This is a genomic window from Pseudobacteriovorax antillogorgiicola (assembly GCF_900177345.1).
In the GTDB taxonomy this organism is placed as follows: domain Bacteria; phylum Bdellovibrionota_B; class Oligoflexia; order Oligoflexales; family Oligoflexaceae; genus Pseudobacteriovorax; species Pseudobacteriovorax antillogorgiicola.
Genome location: NZ_FWZT01000021.1, coordinates 128,468 through 151,202, shown reverse-complemented (window position 1 = coordinate 151,202; position 22,735 = coordinate 128,468). Strand labels below are relative to the sequence as shown.

Sequence of the window (22,735 nt, the reverse complement as noted above, 5' to 3'; positions counted from 1 at the left end):
TCCATGGAAATGAAACGACCAGAGCATGTGATTCTGACGAGTCACTCGAACCATGTTTACCGCGAAACCACTCCCATCCATTGGGGAGCAAAGACGGCCAAGGAGCGAGGCCCCATTATCGCAACCCATAGCGAGCATCGCAATGCTATTGGAACCCACGCCGGTAGCTACACCGTATATCGCGCCCTGTCGGTAGCATCCGGGCAGTTCCCTCGCAATCATCGCCCCGACCTAGCCAACACCACGGCCACTGTAGAGCTTGGGCCCTATGATTCCTGGTTTGACAATAATATTGTCTCCCTTGACCCTTGGGGTGCTCGCATCACCGAGTCGTACGACGATCTTCTCAAGCAAAACTATAACATCCAGCCGTCTATCGCGGTGACATCCGCTCACCTTCAAATCCCAGAAATTTCAAAATCCATTGAAGAGGGAAAGATCAAGGTTGATGGCAAGGTTGTGGTTCAAAAAAATGATATCAAGGTCACCAAAGCAGCTATCGAGCCTGTCTGGTACTTACCGGGCATTGCCAAACGGCTTGAATTAGAAGAGGGCGTGCTGCGAAAAATTCTCTTCCAAGAAACTGGAGGCATGTTCCCCGAGTTGGTTACCAGACCAGACCTCAAAGTCTTGCTCCCACCCATTGGCAGCACCACAGCCTATATTTTCGGTAACCCTGAAGACTTGGCAAACCCCGAAGTGGAACTGACTTGTCGGGTTCATGATGAGTGCAACGGTTCCGACGTGTTCGGATCGGACATATGCACCTGTCGCCCATACCTGATGCATGGGATTGAAGAAGCCGTAAAAACAGCTCAGAAAGGTGGCGTTGGCCTCATTGTTTATTTCCGTAAAGAAGGCCGCGCCCTGGGAGAAGTCACCAAGTACCTGGTCTACAATGCAAGAAAACGGCAGGAAGGGGGTGATTCCGCATCCACCTACTTCTACCGCACAGAATGCGTGGCTGGAGTTCAGGATGCTCGCTTTCAGGAGCTGATGCCCGATGCCTTGCTATGGCTAGGCATTAAGAAGATTCACAACCTGATGAGTATGAGCGATATGAAATATAATGCCATCACCCGCTCTGGTATCGAGGTTGTCAACCGGGTCGATATCCCGCAGCACTTAGTTCCTCTCGATGCCCAGGTAGAAATTGAAGCCAAGAAAGCAGCAGGCTACTACACATCAGGAGATGTGAAGGATGGTGAGACATTAGACAATGTGAAAGGAAGGAACCTCCATGACTAATGAGAGCAGCATCGACTATCTGCTATCACCCGAAGCTATCCGGCAGAGCTGCGGTAAAATTTATGCTGCTTCCAGCAAGGGACTAACTCATTTCGAAATTCGTGAGGACCAGCTTCCTTCACTCGCTAACGAAGTGATTGCTGTCTGCCGAGAGAACTACCCTGATCTCCAAGTTCCCTTTCACGCTAGGGCTCGTCATTTCAAAGTGGGAAACATTGATCGGATGGCTGACTTTCTATCATCCCTTACACGAACTGATCCTGCTGAACGGTGCCGAAAACTGATCGACTTGGTCGTCGTATCAGTTCTTCTGGATGCCGGTGCCGGCAATACTTGGACGTACTATGAGGATGACGTTGAAGCTACCTGGTCTCGATCGGAGGGGCTTGCGGTCGCCAGCTATCATATGTTTCGCCAGGGCTTATTCTCCATGCGCTACCAGCCAGAGGTTTCAGCTGAGGCCTTGATGAAACTCCCCCTGGACTCACTAGCTCATGGTTTCCAGGTGTCGCCCAAAAACCCACTCACAGGCTTGGAGGGGCGCCTCCAACTGCTAAATAACTTAGGTCAGACCCTGACGACAAAGCAGAACTTTTTCCCCGGCTCGCGCCCTGGAGGACTTCTGGACTTTATTCAGTCTGCCTACGGTCAAAGTATTGAAGCCAAAGACTTGCTCAAAACAGTTTTACTCGCTTTTGGAGAGATTTGGCCTGGTCGCTATAACTACCAGGGTCAAGCATTGGGAGATGCCTGGCCCCACCCGCTACTAGCTGAGCAAACCTTTGAAAGCGAGCGCTTCGTAGTTTTCCACAAGCTCTCTCAATGGCTCACATACTCACTTGTTGAGCCCTTGGAAAGTGCTGGTATCAAAGTTGAAAACATCGCCGACCTTACGGGTCTTGCAGAGTATCGCAACGGAGGGCTGTTTTTAGATGGCGGGGTGATCGCATTGAAAGACCCCGGCCTCGCTGAAGAAAAGCATAAAATCGACTCACCGCTGATTGTCGAGTGGCGAGCCTTAACTGTTTGCCTCCTCGACAGATTAGCTGAAATTATCCGAGAAAAATTGGATATGGACGCTACCCAGCTGCCGTTGGTGAAAGTTTTGGAAGGAGGCACTTGGTGGACAGGCCGTAAGCTTGCCAACCAAGCCCGTCCTGGGGGTGTCCCACCCTTGCAGTTGATCAGCGATGGAACTATTTTCTAGGAGAAACTATATGAATGACAATTGCCGGGTCATTGAACACCCAGTAATTCAACACAAGCTAGGCTATTTAAGAGACAGCGATACCGAGTCAGCCGAATTTCGAAATATCATGAAAGAATTAGGGCGATTGCTAGCCTATGAAGCGACCCGCGACTTGGATTTGCGAGAGGATCGCGTACATACGCCGCTGATGGAAACAGCAGTTCGGCGGATCGCAAAACCACCAGTAGTGGTGTCGGTGATGCGAGCAGGCAATGGCATGATGGATGGAATTCTGTCGGCGCTCCCATTTGCCAGCGCTGGACATATAGGTATTTATCGTGATAAGTTCATCAACAACACGGTGGAATACTATTTCAAAATTCCCAAAGACTCAAAGTCTCGACAGATTTTATTAGTAGATCCTCTCGTGGCAACAGCCGATACGATGATATCGTGTATCGATCGACTGAAGCAGTATGAAGTCGGTGAGATCACCATTGTCACGATTCTCATATCCCCTGAAGGACTTAAGCGCATTCACCACTTCCACCCCGAAGTCAAGGTGGTCACTGCTAGTGTTGAAGAGGGGCTGAACGATCAGGGCTACCTCTTGCCAGGTATTGGTGACGCAGGAGATCGGCTCTATCATACTAGATAGCGCCAAATTGGCTTTATTACTTCAGTATGTTTTAACAAGAGATGCAATCTTGTCGATTTACCCGGTTGACCAAATCGGCTGAAACGTATATCACACTAGACTGACCTAGAGTGTCAGTCTGTCTAATATGTATCAAGTGGGAGAGATATGCCAGGGATCATCGTAAGAGAAGGCCAACCAATCGAACTCGTTCTAAAACTCATGAAGAAGCAAGTTGAAAAAGCTGGCACTATGAGAGAACTCAAAGATCGCAAGCACTATGAAAAGCCTTCTGTGAAGAAGAAGAGAAAAAGTGCTATGGCTCAGAAGCGTTTGCGCAAGCAAATGAGAAAGTTGGGCAACTAATCCCGACCAGCTCTTTTAGCTTCGTTACAAGGCCTACTAAATCTAGCTAGGCCTTGAAGAGCTTGCAACAAGGCTCTTCGCTCGACTCATGGTAGAAATTCCCATGATGCGCGCGAAGGGTCTTGGGACTTATCCATCCAGTGTCAGTCAACAAAAGTAAAGCTTCCCGTTTCCTCTGAATACAATGCCTCTATGGCATCGCGATCCCAGTCACTAATTTCAGGATAGTTGGCGTACCCCATGATCGAATCATGGACCGGTCGACCTGTATCTGGATCCCGTAGGAATTCATGACCCAAGCCAAGGACATGGCCAATCTCGTGGGTGATGGTCGCTTCAAACTGGTCCCGAGCCTTAATTTTATCGTGAGCGTCATCAAATATAAAACTATTGGCAGCTACAATGCGGCCGCTTGCCGGATTGATTACCGGAATAGCGACTCCAAGTACAGCAAGGTCTTCTTGGGTCTCTAGCCGATAACCACTGATAAGCTGGACACAAGTCTGATTAACATCGGAAAATGGCTGTGCAACTGGCTGATAATTTAAGGAAAAGTCTAAGTCGCTGATCTTACCAGGTGCTGTTTCCCACTTGCTAATAGATCTTGTGAAAGTCCGCCGCTCTTCAGGGCTCATGCTCCCGCACAGACTTAAGTCAAGACGTTCTTCCCAACCGACAGCTACCGAGCGGTCTATGAGGTAAGCGAAGTTTCTTTCTGTGAAGCGCCTAAAGCTAGATATGGCCTTGTTTTTAGTAAAGTACAGTGCCTTCAAAGTTTCGCCATAGCGGCTTTGATAAGACATCAAGATGCTAAATACTTCGCCATTTTCAGAGAGACTATAGTGCAGAGGCTCAACAGCCACACCGTTGATGTGAGTGAGATGGAATTCGTCCTGCACCTTAGAAAAACGAAGCTGAGGATACTCTGGAATGGTTTTATCAGAATAAGTAATCGTCTCGTCATTGATCGCTTCAAACTGATAAGAAGGAATTTTCTGAGGAGCTGTTGGTCGATCTGTAGCGTTGCGATCTTCTAGCTCCTCCTGACTGGTAATAGGACCAGTCTGGATGGCTCTTGGAGCGAAGTCATAGTGCCCCTGGAGACTATAGTCTTCGAAATTCAGTAGGTTATCCAGGCTAACAAAAGAGTTAAGATTTTTGCTGGTACCAGCAATGAGAACTTGAGGATCGCCAAGAAAGTATGTTTGGGGTTCAGCGCGATTTTTGCGCTTGTTTTGATCTTGGGCACAATGGTTTAGGAAAATAGCAAAAATGATAAGTAAAATCGGTTTCATAGGGTACTTCCACAGCAGCTTATTTCAACAGGAACAACAGAATACAGCCATAACGATGGCTGATGCAAGTCTACCATGACACACAAAACATGTCAATATAGCACTAGTGAAAAAATCCCGCATGATTCCGGCGGTATTCCACTCTGGGCTTTACATTTAAGCAATCAGTAAGTGATTTTAATTACGTTGTATTTTCGTGCCGTAAGAGTTTGATTTGTCGACACATTTCCCCTCGGAAAATTTTGTAGTCATTTTAAAATTCGAAACTGCCGATACCTTTCCGAATTTCAGTTCGTACAAGAACCCTAAATCTCAGGGAGTTGACAGGGTATCACGGGGAATCTCATACTCTATGTATCCGATCAATTCACTGCTTAGTTTTAGCGAGGTGACTATGACTTGCCCGAGATGTCAGATGGACGGCAAATTAAAAAAACGACCCTTTGGTGAGCAGGCCATTGCAGCTCTCGTTGTCTGGGGTGAATTGGACCAACGCCTGGTTGATCAGCCCATCTGTGAGGATTGCTATGAAGAGCTGCGGGAAACCCTGATCGAACGAGAATCTGAAATCCCTAATGCGGCACAAACCGTAGGCCAAGCAAGTTAACATTTATCAGCCTGCTTGGCCTTGCCAAGCCAGTGCTGACCGATAACATTCCTAACTTACCCTTGAACTCCACCGTCATTCATTTTTTTGCTCAGACTGCCTGACGGCTATCACTGCTCCTTGGGGAGTTTATACCATAAGATAGACTAGGAGCTGCTTCCAAACCAAATAGGTTTTTACGCCGCAGGCCAAGCTACTATCGTAATTTCCCGCCACGAGATATATATTCTAGTGACTGTATCACTAGAGAAATGAAAAAGGGATTGCTCATGCAAGAAGTTATCACTAGCTGCTCCTTCGCTCCTGTGTTCCCATATGACCCGAAGCAAAGCCGCAAAAGTCCCCAGATGCCAGTTAGCCCCGAAGGGTTTCCCGATCTTCCTGCTGATTGGATCAATGAGTTTGAAGTATTCAAAGGTTCTGACAACAAAACTCAACTCTTTGGAAACTTGTTTCGACCCAAAAAATGGCGGGGTGACCAGGCTCACAAGGCTCTTGTGGTACTTCATGGTCAGGGAGAGCATGGGGGCCGCTACCTGCATTTTCCCCATTATCTTAAAGATCAGGTATCCAGTGTCTATGCTTTAGATCATCGGGGTCACGGCCACTCCCAGGGCAGAAGGGGTCATGTGGATCATTTCGATCAGTATGCCGAGGATGCTGAACTGGCAATCAATCGCTTCTATGAGTACCTTCTGGAGAGATTTGGCAAAGCTGAGATTCACCTGCTAGGTCATTCTATGGGGGGCCAGATCGCAATTCGCACCATGATCAAATACGCCGATCTTCCCATCGCCTCGGCAACAGTGAGTTCTCCTATGTTCGACCTTGCGTTCGAAGTACCCAAAATCAAAGAAATCGCTGGCCGCATCATGAATCGCATTGCTCCCGCTGTGTCATTGCCAGGAGAACCTTTGGCTGACCTAGTATCTCGTGATCCACGAGTATGCCGCCACTACCGACAAGACCCCTTGAATCATGGCTTTGTGTCTTCAGCCTTTTACTATAGCTACCTTGAGTGTCGGGATGATAGCTACCACAAGGCTGATACCATTCATTATCCATTGATGGTGCAAGTCGCTGGAGAAGACAAAATCATCAAGCCTAAGTCCATTGAAAGTTTCTATGACCGACTCAAGCCTGGAAACATGCTGCACAAGTATAACGACATGTATCACGAGATCTACAACGAACCAGATCGCGACAAGGCCTTTGCTCACCTTCAGCAATGGATCTCAAGCCACTCAAAATCCTAACTAATTTGCTAGCGAATCACAAAGCAAGGCCCTCCCATCGCAGGGCCTCAATCTATTTTTAACCCTTAAGCCCTAGTAAAAATAACCAAGTTTCCCTCACCTAAATAATAACGGCCGATTTTGCGAATAGAATATTAGTAGGCAGTAGGCATGGACCTTTTAGAGGAGGGCAAATTCCATGTTCAAGAAACCTATTAAGGAAGCACCAAAAGATGGTCCCCCGTTGCTGTGATATACAATTGAATAGAATGCAGAGCGTTGCCCAGTAGGGCACTATGGAGGCTTTTGCAGCCTTGTGGTGTTGTTGGATGCCAGCCAGTCTTATGGCTGGCTTTTCTTTTTAGTTTTTTGGGCTTGAACTTGCGTTACCACAGGCTCCAAGTCCCCTGCGGCAATGAACTGATCCTTCGAGATGCGAGCCCAGCCACTTTCTGATTCCAAAACTCTAAGAATCTTATTTTTGTAAAAGGCGCCGACTAAATCGTACTCCTCACTGGGTCCATTGTAAATCATTGCCTTTTTCGTTTTCACTTTCATTAGTTTTGCCTCGTGCTGCGGGCTTGCTCGTTTCTTGACGAAGCCACCTGAACTGAGCATCAACCAATCTTGATCGAGTTCTGCGGTCAGCATGCCCTTCTTTAGAAATATGTAACCCACGACTTCTGCGACTTCGTGTGGCTCTTCATAAATGTTCCTTTGGCCTATGGCCGCTTGATTTTTGGTGAATTCGGTTTGATCGTAACGGGGCAACTTGTGCAAGCTTTTCAGCTCCACAAATTTACCGTAATCCACCTGCACCCAACCCTGGATCACATGCTTGCCTTTGATAATGTGACCCTGATTCAGGCGCCCCACGACTTCGTAATCGTGACCAGGCCCCCGATGCATTGACAATGATTTTTTTGCGACAATGTAGGTGCCTCTCAATAATACTCGGCTCTCTCCTTGACTATCGACAGGGCTGCGAGCCTTAAATTTGTGAAAGATTTCGTTACTTAAGAAGCCAATACCCGTAAAGATGAGTACAAACAGGATATTGAGAAGGTGTGATGTCCACAGAATTGTGCGTCGCCGTCGGCGCGACAGGCGAGTTTTCCGCTCGGACTTTTGGGTCTTCGGCGGGTGAAAGCTAATGGGCTCCTGAGCATGGGCTTTGAGAGCTTGAACGGCCAGATCGTCTAAGCCTGATGTCTTGCTAAACACTGGTCCTTTGCGATTGGGATTGGCCTTGACTTCCGAACTCACAAGTTCTCCTAAACTAGATCAATTTTAGTTTACTCTTTTGAGAACCCAAGGAAAGCTTGTCTGCTCGGTAAATATTACCTAACTTAGAGGTGGCAATCGGCAAAAAAAAGCCAGGGACCAGGCCCTGACAGTTCTTTACATGATGTGTTAGCCTATCCTATTGCTGATTAGCAATTTGATCTTCTAGATAGGATTTAAAAACAGCAAGGTCTGCATCACCAAGAGGGCCGCTGGTAGGCATCACACCGACATCCCCGGCGCCCAACGATACCCTATTGAGAATCGCTTCTGCATTTGCCATCGCATTGGCTTCATCACCTGCGATATAGATTCTACCCGAACCTACCCCGTGGCATCCAGCACATGAGCCAGAGGCTATGGCATCCATATCAGCGAACGTCGCAACGTTCAATTCAGGCTCTTCTTCCGGAGCAGCAGCGTTGTCGTCTGCTGGAGGGGCATCGTCGTTGCCAGTGGGATCTCCTGCTTGCCCTTGATCACCAGCCCCAGGATCGGCACTTTCGCCGCTCTGATCATCGGATTGCGCTGGGCTGGCAAGCTCTTGCTTTATATTTGTTGGTTGCTGATCACAGCCCAACACGACAAGCATCCATAGGCTCAGCCCTAGTTGAAGCTTCATATCTCCCCCAAAAAAATTCTTACGTGGTCCCAATATTCTCGTGCGTAGCGCTCCTTATCGGCTAGCTATAGAATATTCTTTAGAATTTTTTCATTTTCACGTCTTTTTTATAATACCGAACTCATGGAGTTGATCGAAGTTCGTTCTTGGAGCGGCAAATATCTTTTATTAATAGACTTTTTGGCACCACACTAGCGTGGCGCCGATTTAATTGCTAGGGTCTCAGAACTGCCATTTTTCATAGATTTTCTGAGCCTCTGGAGATTTCAAAAACTCGTTAAATTGATCATGAATATCTTTATTCCGTGGTGGAAAACTTGCTACAAATGGATGGACATCTTTGGGGTACACTTCCGAGAGGTATAGCTCTCTGCCAGACATTCCCATTTTTCTGAGAATACTTCGTGCTACCCGGGCTTCAACGTACGCGCCATCAGATCTTCCAGACAGGACTTTTTTGATGATACCCTTCATTTTCGAGCTTTCGTCTAGGACCACCTCATTGCGCTTGATATGATCTAAAATGGCATAAGCTGTGAACCCTTTAACCGTGGAAATCTTTGCCGGAAGCTTGCCCGAAAACTCTTCTTTAACGAGAACACCTTCCGTGGCTTGAACAATGGGCTTAGAGTAAAGAATCTTGCTATTTTTCTTAATATCAGTGCCCCAATTCTTATTGTCAGGCACCTTGATATCGATTTTTCCTTCTGAGATTGACTTAAACAAGCCTGTGACTGACATTGCTTGATAGGTAAGAGTATAGCCATGCTTTTGAGCAAAACTATCGAAAAGATCCCTCATAAACCCTGTATAGGTCTTATTTATCAGTCCGTAATAAGGTAAATAATCGATCGTTTCGACTCCTACGGTGAGTGTTTTCTTTCCGTAGAGCGGGGGTACTAAAAGTGCAAGCCATAAAATAATGCCTAATCTAATCACATGAAACTCCTACAGTGAATGAGTGATACCAAAGGTGGCCATAGACTTTACTTTAGCAGCTCGGTTAGCCCTTCGCCCAGAAACTAATCATCACCATCAAGCAGCCTCATCAAAGGGAGATACCATAGGTTTCAGGTCTTCCATCAACTCCTCTGACCTCCTCACTTGTGAATTGATGTTGGTCACACTGCCTTTGGTATCTTCGGTTGAATTCAGAATATGGTCGTTATCACTATTAAGGATACGCATGGCTTCCACAATCTGAGCTAAGCCAGTATCAATTTCTGTAATAGCACGGATCACCGAGCTATTGATATCTTTCACTTCGGAAGACTTATCGCTGACCTTATCCAAGATTTCAGAGTTTCTCCTGACATTAGCACTAACAACTTCAATATGCTTCGACACATTGGATTGAGCAGCATCCATCTTGCTGGATAGTTCATCCTTCACACTATCGAAAAGCGATAGGCTTTCATTAACAATCCGTGAAATATCGGTGGCTGCCTTTCCGCTGCTCTGGGCGAGGACACCAACTTCTTCAGCCACAACAGAAAACCCTTTACCCTCGTCCCCAGCACGGGTGGCTTCGACTGAAGCATTGAAAGACAGAAGCTTGGTTTGAAACACGATGTCATTGACCATCTTAGTGATATTGCTAATCTCCTGCAAAACCTTCGAAAGCTCTTCGAATTTCGCCTTATTATCTTCAACAACACCGTGTAACTTATCAATTTCAATAGTTACAGAACTGAGGCTATTTTCAATTTCGGTTCGCGACGAGGCTGCTTCCCTGATCGTTTCGAAGAAAGATTCCATAATTTTATTCGCTTCCCGAAGCTGACCAAGATTGTGTTCTGCAATAGATTTGATCTCATCGACGCTTGCTGTCGTCTCTTGTAATGCCCCTGACTGAGACTGAACAGTTTGATCAAGCCGATCTGATGTCTTCAGCAAAACATGGGACGTCTGCCGCTCACTACCGACTTGTTCCACTAAAATAGTGCGGATGAGCCCCATCTTCTGCTGATAGCCAAAGTAAATCCACATGATCACACCCTCAACGATAAAGAGTGTGGTGATCGTATGCATATAGCTAGATATTGCAAACGGAAAACCATCCTTCAAAATCAAGTAGATCGGGTCTATCACACAAGCCGCTATAGCAAAGCCAACACAGTATCGGAACCCACCTTGACCAAGAAAGTAGCAAGCACAATTCACCACAATCACCGAGCAAAGATAGGCTGAATAATTTGCGTTATGAGCGATCGATAGAATATTAATATGAGAGACGATTCCCGCCGCCAAAATTAATTTGGGCACATGGCGAAAAAGATTTCGATTTCCTGAGTTAAAGAGAAAAACCAGCGCTACTATAGATGTAGGCAGGAGATAAAACATGTTGACCTCTACCCCTGCGGTCAAGTGCATACTTGCTAAGCTTAATGGGTCGAGCACCGCAATGAGAAATAGCATTGCCTTGAGCCGCAGTTTCTCCCAATTCTTGCCATGTTCCATCGAACACCTCCTTACGTTAGTGTTCTCGACATGAATGATAAGAGGCTTACTTTTTTAACCAACCTTAAGGCTAAGAATCTAAGATCTCAATAGATATTATGAGAAGTGAGATCAGGACCCAAGCTATGGGCGCGGTCTAACTATGATAAGGAGCTGTAGATAGGCATAATTTTACGAGTTCTCGAACTGCATGCAATCCAGAACCCGTGCACTGAATTCCCTAGCCTCTTTCTCATAGAAGGAGTGGCGGTGACCAGCCGGACTTTCAAATAGGAGGGCTCCTTGAAGAAAGCCAACAGTCTGGGCAGCACCATAACTAAGTTCGAAGTCACCTCGTTGCCAATGAAGAACATGCATCAGCTCATGGAACAGAGTTTTCTTGCTCAGTGTATCTTTGGTGAAGTAGATTTTGTGATTAATTGTAATCGCTAGGCCGTGCATCGTATCGATTCCTGTCGCATAGCGAACAAACGAGAAGTCTTGACCGGTGCAGTTTGTAACACTTGTCAGCAGATCTGGGTCAATCTGCTCCCACTCGCTAACTTGCGAGTCGAGGTGAGATTGATAACCTGTTTCTTGGCAAGCCACTAAGCATAGGGAAATAGAAAATAGAATGATTTTTGTGAGAAAACCAGGTTTCCGTAGAACCAGCATGTTCAACCAACTTTATTGAATAGTCTGAATGAAATAACTTCAATATTTTAAGGTAAATGATGCAAAAAGTATTCTAGGCTAAGAGGCTGGATTTATGATACCAATCTTGTCTAGACTGGCGACAGTCCTTAGTTTGAGCGGGTAGCAAGACCTAGGCGACCTTTTTTGCGAGATACTTCTGAAGTTCAGTGCGAGCATGCTCTACGTCTTGACGCAGCTGGTCCAGCACTCGCCAAAACTGGTCTATCTCATAGGCACGAGCCAGCTTTTCCATTTCAGCACAACGACTTACAGCTTGGCGAGCGCCGACAATGCCGCAACTAGTTTTAAACTTATGAGTCTTGTTAGCGAGCTCTTCTGGAACTTCAACAAGCTTAATTTCACATTCATAACTCTGCCAAACGGCTAGAAATTTGCCAACTTGCTGCTCCACATAGTTCTCTTTTGGGGAACTGAGAAACTCTAGGTCATCGATGATCGCCCAGTCGATAATTTGGTTATCACCGGAATCCCCCTCACCCAATTCCGGGGCCGATACTGTTTCAAGCTGAGGCTCGGAGTCTAGTTTTGGATCTTGACTCTCAGCACAATCTACGGGAGCCCATTTGACAATGGTTTCAGTGACCTTTCCAATCGTGAGTGGTTTTGTCACGTAGTCATCCATTCCCGAACTGAGACAGCGCTCCTTCATTGCCTTCAAGGCGTTGGCGGTCATCGCAATAATCGGAGTCTTTTTGTTGATGCTAAGCTCATGGCTACGGATATTCTCTGCTGCTGTAAAACCATCCATAACTGGCATCTGACAATCCATAAATATCATGTCGTACTTGGCTTGGGTCGCCTCTTCCAAGCCGAGTAAGCCATTTCCTTTGATCGTATATTTCTGGCCAAGCTTTTCAAGCACCATCCCCATAACATCCTGATTCATTTCGTTGTCTTCCACGATCAGGATACGAGTTTGCGGTAATCCACCAACAGAACTTGGTTTTGAATCAACGGCCACCGAATCGTCTACAGACTCCAATGGCATAATCACTTGAAACGTTGAGCCCGAGCCCTTGATCGATTGACACCGAATCGTCCCTCCAAGTCTTTCGACTATATGCTTGCAAATCGATAAGCCTAAGCCTGTGCCACCAAACACACGGGTGGTTGACTCATCTTCTTGGGTAAATGGATCGAAAATTGAGTCTACTTTCTGCGGATCGATCCCGACACCCGTATCCACTACGGAGATCGCTATAGTATCCGGTTCAGCTTCAGTCGCAGCCGAATCGAGGGAGATGATAACACTCCCTTCCGAGGTAAACTTGATAGCATTGGAAATAAGATTCGTCATAACCTGCCGCATACGATGCATGTCCCCGCAGCGATGGGTATTGAGTCCGTTTTCAACGTAGAATTTAAGTGCGATACCCTTCTTTTTTGCTGCTACGTGAAAGAGAGCTTCTAAATCACTCATTAGTTTGGAAAGGTCGAATTGAATTGTTTCAACCTCAAGTTCCCCTGTCTCGATCTTAGTGAAGTCTAAGATATTGTTCACAATCCCCAATAGACTATCGCTTGCAATTTTAAGCTTTTGGATGTTATTCGTCACCGACGGCGTAAGTGTGTCTTTTAACAGCAAGGAAATGATGCCGCTTAAGGCATTGAGTGGTGTCCGAATTTCATGACTCATATTGGCTAAGAACAATGATTTGGCTTCGTTTGCCTGTTCTGCTGCAACTTTCGCAAGCTCTAGATCACGGGTCCGTTCCTGCACCTGCTGTTCCAACCGCTGCTTGGCCTGCTCCCTTTCCTTTTCAAGCTCCAGACGCAGAGAGATATCTTTAAGGATAAATATATAGGCCTCATCATGGGCGCTTTGAGAGGCATGAGATACAGAGATCATCACCGGAGTAGAACTACCATCGGCATTGCGAACTATTTCAGATTCGGTACTCTTGCTTACATCCTCGACACAAAAGTCCTTCCAATCACGGCTCGAAGAAATAACAAAATCACTCAGTTTCTGACCGACAAAGCCGTCTCGGTCATAACCAAACTTTGTCAGGACCATGTCGTTGCAGTCTTGAATCGTGAGATGCGAATCGGTGACGATAAGTGGGTCAGGGATAGCAGAAAAGATTCGCGTCAGACTCTTATACGATTCACGAGCCTCTTCAGCAGACAAGAATGCTTCGCGGGTTTTCTCTTCCAGCAGCTTTTCTAGAATAGCCACTTTTTCTTTAGTACGCTCAAGTCGCTTCTTTAGCCGGCTTTCTTCCATGTGGATGCCTCATCAAATTCCAGAGCAAAGTGGCACTTCGCTCCTCCCCTATGGACACAGCTTGTTTGCTTGAATGATAGACCTTTGTTGAAGTACTTGCCACAGCCCTGAAGCAGCCCTTCCATGAAGAAACAAAGATTCCGTGGCGAGCTATAATCAATCTCTAGAGTAGAGTCGTCGCCACTATCGTGATAGACAAACGTAGGAGTCACAGCACCTGGATAAAGTTTTCGCACTTCAACGTGAATGATCTGGTCAATGGAAAGGATAAATTCCTTTACCGTCATCCCCTCTTTAACAAAGTCAGGGTGAGCCCCAACTAGCTTATCAAAGCAGAACTCACCAAACTTCTTCTGAGCATCTTCAGGGTTTATATTCAACGCTTCACAAGCTTTGACTACCAGTTCCAAAAAGTCTTCATCGGGATAGGTACCGGGCCCGACGAACGGCTCTTGAGTCTTGAAGTTACATGTATCGAAAATGTCCTCGTAGGCATCCTCTCCCGCAACCTCGGTAAGAAAGCTTTCTAGTAGATTGAAAACGATACCCTTCATAACTGAATCTCCTAAGCCACTATTTGCTTGAGTCGTTCGATAACTAAACTGGGTCTGATGGGTTTAACGATGTAAGAAACCGCACCAACTTTGCCAGCTGCCTTTACGTATTCGTAGTCTCCCTTACCTGTGATAAAGCAGATCTTCATGGACTCGTCCTTCTTTCTGATACTAGTCGCTACCTCCAGCCCATCGATGTCTGGTAGGCCCATATCAAGAAGAACAACTTCGATTTTTGGCGACTCATCGAGTAATTTAAGAGCCTCTTGACCTGTGGCCGCTTCAAGCGCCTGGTACCCCATTTTAGTCACTATCTTATTCAACAGGTCGCGCATTTCTTTGACATCGTCGACAATAAGAATCGTCTTCACAGTCTTACTCCTCCGTAATCTTCCCAGGGCCGCCGAGAAGCCTCTAATTATCGCTGGATCGGCTAAAATTCGCTCAAAGTAAGCAAAATTCAACTTGCTACGATCGATTCACCTTTATACTTGAGTATGAATTCGAATAATCGATTTATGTTCAGGTGGATGGCAAAATCAAAAAACTCTCTTTTTATGATAGATCGCTACCTTCACCATGCTTTGTTTCACCCAGCTAATTCGCATCATCGACAGGTGTCGCCTTCCTAGATTTTTACTTGCAAAGCAGCGAAACAAGGCCTCTCCAATCTGCGAACCAAAACATTGAGTCCGCCCAGATCTTAGTGAGATCTTCGTGGAAAAGAGCATTGCAAAGATGTTAACTGCTAGCATCATGGAATGACAATCAAGGAGTATTTATAATGAACAAGACAATTTTCCCACTGCTATTAGGTGCACTCAGCTTGAATAGCGTCGCAGTTGGCCAAGCTTTGATTACTAAGTCAAACGACTCTGGTTATACGCTTCCTGAATATGTTCGCAATGAGACCTGTTCGGTTTTTACAAACCGCGTTGTGATTACCAAACGCTACGGTGGATTCAACGATAAGAGCTTTGTAACCAGAGAAGTCAAGAGGCTGAACGTATCCGAAGGAATCCGCAATATATTGAGTCTTTCTCAAGAAGAGATGCTTAACAAGAAACCGAATTTGCTTTGCGACGCACCTACAACAAGAATTTCTATGTCAGTCAATGGCAGTGATCAGATCTTATTTGCCAGTGGTGGCTGTGGAAGTCCTCGCCTCGAAAGAACTGGTCCGGCAACACAGATGCTGGTAGATCTGGTCAACACCTACTGCCCAAAAACCTTTGACTTCGGCGCTAACGGCCCTGATCTTCCTGCAGAATAGAGATATTTCTGAGTCCCAGCATGTGCCTGGGACTTTTATTTTGGTTTTTCCAAACCAAGTATCTTTCTCAGCCACCAAATAGGTCCTACGATCAAAAAGGCCGGGTTTTTAAAGAATGCTGGAGGCTGCCCTTCGAAATAGTGACCGATAAACTGAAAAACCCAACCCACAACGAACAAGGCAATAGCTAGCTGCCAGTTGTAAAAAAATAGAGGTAGTGAAACCACAATCATGGGAATGCCGATCGCATGGGTCGCGTGATTAATAGGGTGTGTATGACTTTTTTTATACTCTTCGATAAAAGACATTTTCTTACCTTCATCATCTAGTCTACGGTGGTCTTCCATTCTATGCCCCCCTCAATCTATAGACCTATTTACAAAACCTTAAATCCACTAGTGTTATCGGACGATTTCCCCATTCCGCTTATAGAATACCTAAATTTCCTGACACATTAGCTCTCATATTTGCTAGTCTTTTAGTATAAACAGGCTCTTAGGTGGATTTCTAAAAATCAATATATCTGTTGTAAACCTGCGAAAATTTTCCAGGTAGTGGGGTAAAAAAGTAGCTTCTAGACTGAACTTTGTTCAATGGTAACCCACCTTTAGAAAGCTCGATGATCGGTCGCTGCAATCGCCCCTAAGCCTCCTAAAGGTGGCACCGATATCATTGAAACCGGTAATTTACTGTTAGTGTGCTATGGCAAAGAAGTCCGAAAAATCTGTGTTTTGGCCAGAGTTTGGCACCATTGAGCTGAGAATCGCCTTCAAAATCGTGTTCTTCAGCACAATAATTGCGTTAATGATGACTGTTTTACAGATTTCTGTGGACTATGCGAAAGATGTCGATAACGTCAACAGGCACTTTAAAACAATCGAGAACAGCTACCTCAAGTCGCTTGCTACTAGCCTATGGGTCATGGACCCGAATCAGATCAACACGATTAGTCAAGGCATCCACAGCCTTCCAGATGTAACCTATACCGAAGTTACCTGGGATAACGGGGAGACCATAGTCTCGCTTGGCGAGCGCCCGATCGATAACAAGCTTGAACGCACCTTTCAGCTGTTGTACGAAGGCCAAAAAGGCAAGCAACAAGTTGGCAACATTACTGTTGTCCTAAGCCTTGAAGAAGTTGTGGAGCGGAGTTTCGACAGGATACTACTGATCCTTCTTACCAATGGCTTAAAGACTTTTGCCGTGTGTATCTTCATCTTTTATATCGTTCGCAAACACATTACTAAAAACCTTATTAAAATTGCCAACTACTTGAATAGCAAAGAATCCCCAGGGACCCTTACACTTCATGAAAACGATAGGAAAAAAGACGATGAATTAGCCATCGTTGTCGATGCCATCAATACTATGCAGTTAAGTTTAGAGGAACACATCAACGAACTTAAAACCCACAAAGTAGAGCTGGAAGAAACGGTTCGAGTGAAAACCAAAGCTCTTAAGGAGTCGTTCGAAGAGAAAACCAGCCTGCTTCGTATCGTATGCCATGACCTTGCTAACCCGTTGAGTATTATCAGTGGCAGTGCTGAGATCTTAACCAGCTTGGACCTTTCTCCAGAGAAGACCAAGGAACGCTACGCAGCCATTCAAAGAGCATCCCATATGATGAACGAAATCTTGCTAAACGTTCGGGAGATGGAATCTGTCGCATCTGGTAAGAAAACCATTAAGCTAACCCCTGTCGACCTTCGAGAGGTGTTCGAAAATATTTGCTTTGTATTCCGTGATCGCCTCATAGAAAAAAATATCCAGATCAATATCGACAATCAACTGCCTTCGGGCACCATGTGTATGGCCGATCCCGTGACCTTGAGCAACCAAGTGCTCAGCAACCTCATTTCAAATGCTATCAAGTTTTCATTTCAAGACTCCACTATCGATCTTATAGCTAGGCAAGAGGGCGATCAGGTTCATATTATTGTTCGTGATCACGGGGTAGGCATGTCCCAAGAGCACTTGGCTGAAATATTCAATCCTAAGAGGCAAACGACCCGCATCGGTACTGAAGGTGAGGTGGGTACTGGGTTTGGAATGCCCCTTGTGAAAACATTTATGGAAAAGTATGGCGGCGAAGTTGAAGTGGAAAGCACTTCAGCAGATATAGACCCGGAAAAGCATGGTAGCTCTTTCCACCTTTATCTAAAGATGGCGTCCTAGCTGCTCCCAAAAGCCTTCGATAGCAAGTCCTCCACCGGAATGAATGACCGCCCCTATCTGTCCAGGACTGAGTATGTTTGGCAGCAATTGTCGAACAGTCAGGAAAAGCTTGGCAGTATAAATCGGGTCTAATAACAGGCCATCCTCTCTCGCGAAACGAACAATCTCTTCCATGACCTTTGTGTTACTGGCGCCGAAGGACCGGGCGGTGGCTGGTTGATGAATTCGCAGCTCACAAGTTGCAGAGGTTTCAAGACCGAGCAGCCTAGAGCCTTTGCTAGCCCAAGTTTGAATGTCGCAGGGAGCCATTTGAACAACGTGCAGGACTCCTTTGAAGCCAACAGCGTCTAGGTAAGCCTTCATACCAGCTGCACCTATGCCTGTTCCCGCATCCATGAAAATATGATCAAACTCCATCGCCTCTTGAGCTTGATTGAGTAAAAGATCCATGCCCAGACTCATGCCTCCCCAAAGGGCTTCTTCTTGACAAGCCCCTTCGGCCATGACCACTGTTTTGTCTGCTTGTGATTGAGCGTAGGCTTCAGCTTCCCGCTGCGCATGTGGCCAGTCCTCTCTGCTGAGGCTGCGACTCTGCCCCGGCCTGGCAAGAAGCCGTAAGTAAGCCTGGTTGCCTCGCATGCTTTGGTGATGGGACTCCTGACACCAGACTTCGTAATCCAAACCGATTTCATGAAAGATTTGCACACAGCTCACCAGATGATTGGAGCGGTCCCCGCCAAGGGCAATCACTTTTTTAACCCCATTCTCGCGCCAATGGTGGACGAGTGCTGCGATTTTTCGCAGCTTGGTGCCCGAGACTCCAAAACTCAGTTCGTCATCCCGCTTAACCCAGAGCTTAGCCATGCTACTCATGGGGTGAATCCGTGAGCGCAAGGAGTGACCTAGTGAGCGAGTTTTATCTTGGATGGTTTGGTTGAGTTCAGTCGTATTCATAGGACATTCTTCTTACGCGCAATTGAGAGATTTGGCCAGATTTTATTAGGAAAATGTTTTAATGAGGTATTCGCGGATCTCATCGGGGGATAGAATCTTATCAACCAATCCCGACTTGATGGCATTTTTGGGAATGCCAAAGACAGAGCAGGTTTCTTCAGACTGAGCGATCACTGTGGTTTGATGCCGTTCCTTTAAGTACTTGATACCATCAACTCCATCTTTCCCCATACCAGTCAAAAGAATCGCATGGATTTCATCTGGATAGCCTCTTGGAATCGATTTCATCATCATATCGATGGAGGGTTTGACATAATTGACAAGCTCACCCTCCGTCGGTTCAAGCTTTTGGCCTTTTAATTGTAAGTGCAGATTACCAGGCGCCACGTACATATCACCGAGCGTCATGCGCTGGGTTTCACGGCAACAAGTGACTTTCATATCACATTGGCTCGCCAAGTTTTCGGCCAGCTTCTGATCGAAGGGGCGACTGATATGCTGGACGATGACAAGGCTGCAATTAAGGCGCCCCATACCATGGAATATTTTTTCCAAGGTTCGCACACCTCCGGTCGATGAGCCTATCACCACCAGTTTCATGCAACATCCCCTTCAAGCACAGCAAAACTCGATTCAATCATCCGCACCAATTCTTCATTCTCGAAGGGCTTCGTTAGATATTCAAATATATAAGGTGCACAGCTTTCGGATTTCTCTGGGGGATCTGTGACACCGGTAAGCATGTTGACAACGAGGCGCTGCCCTAACCCCTCGCCGGCGATTCTCTTCACGACATCCCAGCCATCTATTTTTGGCATCTGGGCGTCGCACAGGAGCACTCCCCGATACTCGTTTTTTTTGATGAATTCGATGGCGTCGTTTCCATTGGGGAAGCCTCTCACCCCAATACCTCGTTTTGACAGTATAAAAGTCACGGACTCGATAATCTCTAGATCATCGTCGATAATAATAATCTCCCGCTTTTTTTCGGGCATTGCTTCCTCCGTCGCTGAGACTTTGGTTCTTCGCTGGAGCTAAGAATAGCTATCTGCAATTCTATCGGCGGCTTTGGACTCCCCTCAATGTCTTCCGGCACAGATTCCATTTCTGCCGATTTACCGTAGCTTTTGCAGTATGTTAACGTAATTAATCTCTACTCTACTGTCGGTAGGATCGTGCTTTGCTCAAAAAACCCTAACCTCACACTTAAGCCATGTCGACAAATAGTCAGATTTTTAGTAGCGTTCTTCAAGACTTAGTACCTATCAGGATAAGTCTTTGACTTTACCAGTAGTTGAAACAGTTGGATCACCATGGACGAAATCTCATTAGCCTGCAATGGGCTAACAAAAACCTTCAAAAAGTACATTAAAAAGCCAGGTGTTATAGAAAGCTTCAAGTCTCTTGTGCGACGAGACTTCGAAATAGGAACCGGTGTCGATCACTTCGATCTGGAAATCCGCAAAGGTGAGTTGGTCGGGCTTTTGGGCCCCAATGGCGCTGGGAAAACAACTCTGATGAAGATGTTTTCTGGAATCATTGTTCCAAGCTCGGGGGCTTGCCAAGTCTTGGGTCACACACCCCATCGGCGAGCGATGGCATTTCGTAAAAAAATAGCGTTGGTGATGGGGCAAAAAGGTCAGTTGTGGTGGGACATCCCAGCCATGGATTCATTTCTGCTTCTGCAAAAATACTACGAAATCGATGAGCAGCGGTTCAAACAGAGGCTGGGGCATCTCGCCGACTCCTTGGGAGTTTCAACTCTCCTGAATGTTCACGTTCGAAGATTGTCACTGGGTGAGCGGATGAAGATGGAGTTGATTGCGTGCCTTCTTCACGAACCAGAAATCATTTTTCTTGATGAGCCAACAATTGGACTCGATCTGATTTCTCAGCAAACCATTCGAGCATTTATTGCTGACTACCAACAACGGAACGGTACAACCATTGTTCTAACCTCTCACTATATGGCCGATATTGATGCACTTTGCGATCGAATTGTACTGATCTTTGATGGCAAGAAAACCTACGATGGCAGTATCGAAGATTTTGGCTCTATCTTGGGCCGCGAGAAGTTTCTAACTGTTCAATTCGAACAAGCGGTCGATCAGACAGATTCCATCTGGTCGGACCTTGACCCCAAGTGGTTGTCAGGAGGGCAAAAAGTAGAATTGCGTGTTCCCGAGGAGCAACTCAGACAAAGGACCATCGACATCCTTCAAAAGTTCCCTGCGATCGACTTCCAAACGGAAAAGCTACCGGTCGAACGAGTTATGCATACCATTCTTGCCAACCCAGAAATCCTAGAGTAAATCCATGAAACGCTTGCGCAAGTGGTGGCAAACCATGACCATCAGTATGACTAAGCAGATGGCCTACAAGACGAACTTCCTCTTGCTTATGATCGGGCCTAGCCTTGTATTTTTCTTTATCAAATACAACGTTTGGACTGCAATATTCGAAACCCAGGGCGCTAGCGCAAGCATCGAGGGCTACACCCTCACGAGCATGTTGCAGTACCAGGCTTGGGTTTTGATCGTCGCGCTCTTTGCTCAGAGCTATAATAGCATGAGCCTTGCCGAAGAAATTCGTCTGGGGCGCATCAGCTCATACCTTGTTTACCCGTTTAACTTTTGGGAGCATCACGCCGCTAGTTTTTTGGGTCTATTGGTCATTCAGAGCTTGATCTGCGGGGTGAGCATCATCGTCTTTAATAGTGTTGACCTGCTTGGTGAGCTATCAATCATAACCCTATTCCAGGGTTTTTGCTTAGCCTTTTTGGTGGCCATACTTTGGTACGCTCTCAACTTCCTAATGGGAATCATCGCCTTCTGGCTCGAAGAAACTTGGGTCTTACGGGTGATGTTTCTAACCATCAGCCAGTTCTTTTCTGGCTCCCTGCTCCCTCTTGAGGTGTTTCCGCAGTGGCTGCGGGAGATTGTGATGTATACACCGTTTCCCTATCTTACTTGGGCTCCTGTAAAAGCATTTATGGGAGAACTGAGCATCCCACTAGAACAGGGGATACTGGTCATCCTGTTTTGGATTGGAGTTTCTGCAATCTTAGCAACGTTCACCTGGAGTCGCGGCGTTCGGCTCTACACCGCAGCAGGAATGTGATCATGAGGAAATATCTTGCTATCTATAAGGAGTTTTTTTCCAGTGCCTTAACGGAAGCCACAACTTATAAACTCCACTTCATTCTTGTTATTATCATGGACCTTCTATTCTACGGTTCGACGCTACTGTCGGTGGAAATCATATACCAGCAGGTGGACCAAATTGGGGTTTGGAGCCGCGAGGAGTTCATGCTGTTCATATCGTTCATGCTCGCGATCGACCATCTCCATATGGCAATAATAAGCGAAAACTTTTGGAATTTTTCCCTCTTGATCCGGTCTGGCAAACTTGACTTCGAACTTCTACGACCCAGCGGTACCCTCTTCACCCTATTTTTTCGCCACATTCGGGTCCAGACCCTACTGATTACGCCAGTACCTTGGGGCGCTCTCATTTATTTCGGCCAGAACTTAGGCCTAACATGGAGTCAATGGCTAAGTCTGCCGCTTCTTATTATCCTAGGGCTCACCTTGCTTGTCAGTATTGAAATTTTGCTTTCAATGATGATGTTTGTCACAGTTGAGTCGTTTGGAATCAATTTTCTAAGGATGCAGCTCCAGCAAGTTTCTCGCTGGCCCGATTTCATCTATCGGTTTAAGGCAAGAATAGCCTTCACATTCTTAATTCCAGTATTGCTAGTAGGAAGTGCACCGATGAAGATCTTGTTCCATCAAGATCCTCTCCTACAGATCAGTTTGATGATTGGTGCGATCCTGCTTTTTTGGGGACTGATTCGTATTACTTGGATCAAAGCGCTGACTCTTTATGAGTCAGCATCCAGCTAGGCAGACAA

Annotated in this window: 24 protein-coding genes; 11 read left to right on the top strand and 13 right to left on the bottom strand. The window is 46.2% G+C overall.

Going from position 1 to position 22,735, the window contains the following annotated elements; translation table 11 throughout:
• The first annotated feature begins 9 nt into the window (after positions 1–9).
• The 4 genes from B9N89_RS23440 to rpsU all read left to right on the top strand — a co-directional run bounded on the left by B9N89_RS23440 (position 10) and on the right by rpsU (position 3,440).
• Positions 10–1,248: a GTP cyclohydrolase II gene (locus B9N89_RS23440; RefSeq protein WP_132323284.1), complete on the top strand. Its 1,239-nt coding sequence runs from the start codon at positions 10–12 to the stop codon at positions 1,246–1,248.
• On the top strand, positions 1,241–2,455 hold the full coding sequence (locus B9N89_RS23435; RefSeq protein ID WP_132323258.1) for a URC4/urg3 family protein: 1,215 nt from the start codon (positions 1,241–1,243) through the stop codon (positions 2,453–2,455). Before B9N89_RS23440 ends, B9N89_RS23435 begins: the two co-directional genes overlap by 8 nt.
• A 10-nt stretch (positions 2,456–2,465) precedes the next feature.
• Positions 2,466–3,095 (top strand): uracil phosphoribosyltransferase, encoded by a 630-nt coding sequence (gene upp / locus B9N89_RS23430; RefSeq protein ID WP_132323256.1) that lies wholly within the window; start codon positions 2,466–2,468, stop codon positions 3,093–3,095.
• Between the two features lie 147 nt (positions 3,096–3,242).
• Complete coding sequence (gene rpsU / locus B9N89_RS23425; protein ID WP_132323254.1) at positions 3,243–3,440, top strand: 30S ribosomal protein S21; 198 nt, start codon at positions 3,243–3,245, stop codon at positions 3,438–3,440.
• A gap of 143 nt (positions 3,441–3,583) precedes the next feature.
• Here the strand turns inward: rpsU and B9N89_RS23420 are convergent, their stop codons facing one another.
• Positions 3,584–4,735 carry a zinc metalloprotease gene (locus B9N89_RS23420; protein ID WP_132323252.1) on the bottom strand — a complete coding sequence of 384 codons (1,152 nt, stop codon included), beginning with the start codon at positions 4,733–4,735 and terminating at the stop codon, positions 3,584–3,586.
• A gap of 415 nt (positions 4,736–5,150) precedes the next feature.
• Here B9N89_RS23420 and B9N89_RS23415 point away from each other — a divergent pair, with 415 nt between their 5' ends.
• Both B9N89_RS23415 and B9N89_RS23410 read left to right on the top strand, forming a co-directional pair.
• Positions 5,151–5,342 carry a hypothetical protein gene (locus tag B9N89_RS23415; RefSeq protein WP_132323250.1) on the top strand — a complete coding sequence of 64 codons (192 nt, stop codon included), beginning with the start codon at positions 5,151–5,153 and terminating at the stop codon, positions 5,340–5,342.
• A 251-nt stretch (positions 5,343–5,593) separates the two neighbouring features.
• Complete coding sequence (locus B9N89_RS23410; protein WP_132323248.1) at positions 5,594–6,598, top strand: alpha/beta hydrolase; 1,005 nt, start codon at positions 5,594–5,596, stop codon at positions 6,596–6,598.
• 321 nt (positions 6,599–6,919) lie between these two features.
• On the opposite strand, the gene B9N89_RS23405 is transcribed toward B9N89_RS23410, so the two are convergent.
• From B9N89_RS23405 to B9N89_RS23370, 8 genes are all read right to left on the bottom strand, one after another.
• Entirely contained in the window at positions 6,920–7,843 is a 924-nt protein-coding gene (locus B9N89_RS23405) for an SH3 domain-containing protein (RefSeq protein ID WP_132323246.1), read from the bottom strand.
• A 157-nt stretch (positions 7,844–8,000) separates the two neighbouring features.
• Positions 8,001–8,483, bottom strand: a complete 483-nt coding sequence (locus tag B9N89_RS23400; RefSeq protein ID WP_132323244.1) for a hypothetical protein — start codon at positions 8,481–8,483, stop codon at positions 8,001–8,003.
• Between the two features lie 222 nt (positions 8,484–8,705).
• Positions 8,706–9,422: a substrate-binding periplasmic protein gene (locus B9N89_RS23395; RefSeq protein ID WP_132323242.1), complete on the bottom strand. Its 717-nt coding sequence runs from the start codon at positions 9,420–9,422 to the stop codon at positions 8,706–8,708.
• A gap of 96 nt (positions 9,423–9,518) precedes the next feature.
• On the bottom strand, positions 9,519–10,943 hold the full coding sequence (locus B9N89_RS23390; RefSeq protein WP_132323240.1) for a methyl-accepting chemotaxis protein: 1,425 nt from the start codon (positions 10,941–10,943) through the stop codon (positions 9,519–9,521).
• Positions 10,944–11,114: 171 nt separating this feature from the next.
• Positions 11,115–11,597, bottom strand: a complete 483-nt coding sequence (locus tag B9N89_RS23385; protein ID WP_132323238.1) for an eCIS core domain-containing protein — start codon at positions 11,595–11,597, stop codon at positions 11,115–11,117.
• A 151-nt stretch (positions 11,598–11,748) separates the two neighbouring features.
• Entirely contained in the window at positions 11,749–13,866 is a 2,118-nt protein-coding gene (locus B9N89_RS23380; RefSeq protein ID WP_132323236.1) for a PAS domain-containing hybrid sensor histidine kinase/response regulator, read from the bottom strand.
• A complete protein-coding gene (locus B9N89_RS23375; RefSeq protein WP_132323234.1) occupies positions 13,848–14,420 on the bottom strand; it encodes a heme NO-binding domain-containing protein in 573 nt (190 codons plus the stop codon). The genes B9N89_RS23380 and B9N89_RS23375 overlap by 19 nt, the downstream gene beginning before the upstream one ends.
• 11 nt (positions 14,421–14,431) lie before the next feature.
• The gene (locus B9N89_RS23370) at positions 14,432–14,791 is read right to left on the bottom strand and encodes a response regulator (protein ID WP_132323232.1); all 360 of its coding nucleotides are present in this window, start codon (positions 14,789–14,791) and stop codon (positions 14,432–14,434) included.
• Positions 14,792–15,204: 413 nt separating this feature from the next.
• Between B9N89_RS23370 and B9N89_RS23365 the strand changes: the two genes are divergently transcribed.
• Positions 15,205–15,693 (top strand): hypothetical protein, encoded by a 489-nt coding sequence (locus B9N89_RS23365; protein WP_132323230.1) that lies wholly within the window; start codon positions 15,205–15,207, stop codon positions 15,691–15,693.
• A 35-nt stretch (positions 15,694–15,728) separates the two neighbouring features.
• Here the strand turns inward: B9N89_RS23365 and B9N89_RS23360 are convergent, their stop codons facing one another.
• Positions 15,729–16,040: an Mpo1-like protein gene (locus tag B9N89_RS23360; protein ID WP_200820776.1), complete on the bottom strand. Its 312-nt coding sequence runs from the start codon at positions 16,038–16,040 to the stop codon at positions 15,729–15,731.
• A gap of 355 nt (positions 16,041–16,395) precedes the next feature.
• Between B9N89_RS23360 and B9N89_RS23355 the strand changes: the two genes are divergently transcribed.
• Positions 16,396–17,868 carry an ATP-binding protein gene (locus B9N89_RS23355; protein ID WP_132323228.1) on the top strand — a complete coding sequence of 491 codons (1,473 nt, stop codon included), beginning with the start codon at positions 16,396–16,398 and terminating at the stop codon, positions 17,866–17,868.
• Here B9N89_RS23355 and B9N89_RS23350 read toward each other — a convergent pair.
• Genes B9N89_RS23350 through B9N89_RS23340 form a run of 3 tightly spaced genes read right to left on the bottom strand, consistent with a single transcriptional unit; the run spans position 17,851 to position 19,817 of the window.
• Entirely contained in the window at positions 17,851–18,822 is a 972-nt protein-coding gene (locus B9N89_RS23350; protein WP_132323226.1) for a pyridoxal-phosphate dependent enzyme, read from the bottom strand. The two genes, B9N89_RS23355 and B9N89_RS23350, sit on opposite strands and share 18 nt — an antisense overlap.
• Before the next feature lie 45 nt (positions 18,823–18,867).
• The gene (locus tag B9N89_RS23345) at positions 18,868–19,422 is read right to left on the bottom strand and encodes a CheB methylesterase domain-containing protein (RefSeq protein ID WP_132323224.1); all 555 of its coding nucleotides are present in this window, start codon (positions 19,420–19,422) and stop codon (positions 18,868–18,870) included.
• A complete protein-coding gene (locus B9N89_RS23340) occupies positions 19,419–19,817 on the bottom strand; it encodes a response regulator (RefSeq protein ID WP_132323222.1) in 399 nt (132 codons plus the stop codon). The genes B9N89_RS23345 and B9N89_RS23340 overlap by 4 nt, the downstream gene beginning before the upstream one ends.
• A 318-nt stretch (positions 19,818–20,135) precedes the next feature.
• On the opposite strand from B9N89_RS23340, the gene B9N89_RS23335 reads away from it, so the two are divergent.
• The 3 genes from B9N89_RS23335 to B9N89_RS23325 are packed head-to-tail and all read left to right on the top strand — an operon-like array spanning position 20,136 to position 22,727.
• Positions 20,136–21,134, top strand: coding sequence for an ABC transporter ATP-binding protein (locus B9N89_RS23335; RefSeq protein ID WP_132323220.1), 999 nt, complete (start codon positions 20,136–20,138; stop codon positions 21,132–21,134).
• Positions 21,135–21,138: 4 nt separating this feature from the next.
• Positions 21,139–21,942 (top strand): ABC transporter permease, encoded by an 804-nt coding sequence (locus tag B9N89_RS23330; RefSeq protein WP_132323218.1) that lies wholly within the window; start codon positions 21,139–21,141, stop codon positions 21,940–21,942.
• 2 nt (positions 21,943–21,944) lie between these two features.
• Complete coding sequence (locus B9N89_RS23325) at positions 21,945–22,727, top strand: ABC transporter permease (protein WP_132323216.1); 783 nt, start codon at positions 21,945–21,947, stop codon at positions 22,725–22,727.
• The last annotated feature ends 8 nt before the right edge of the window (positions 22,728–22,735 follow it).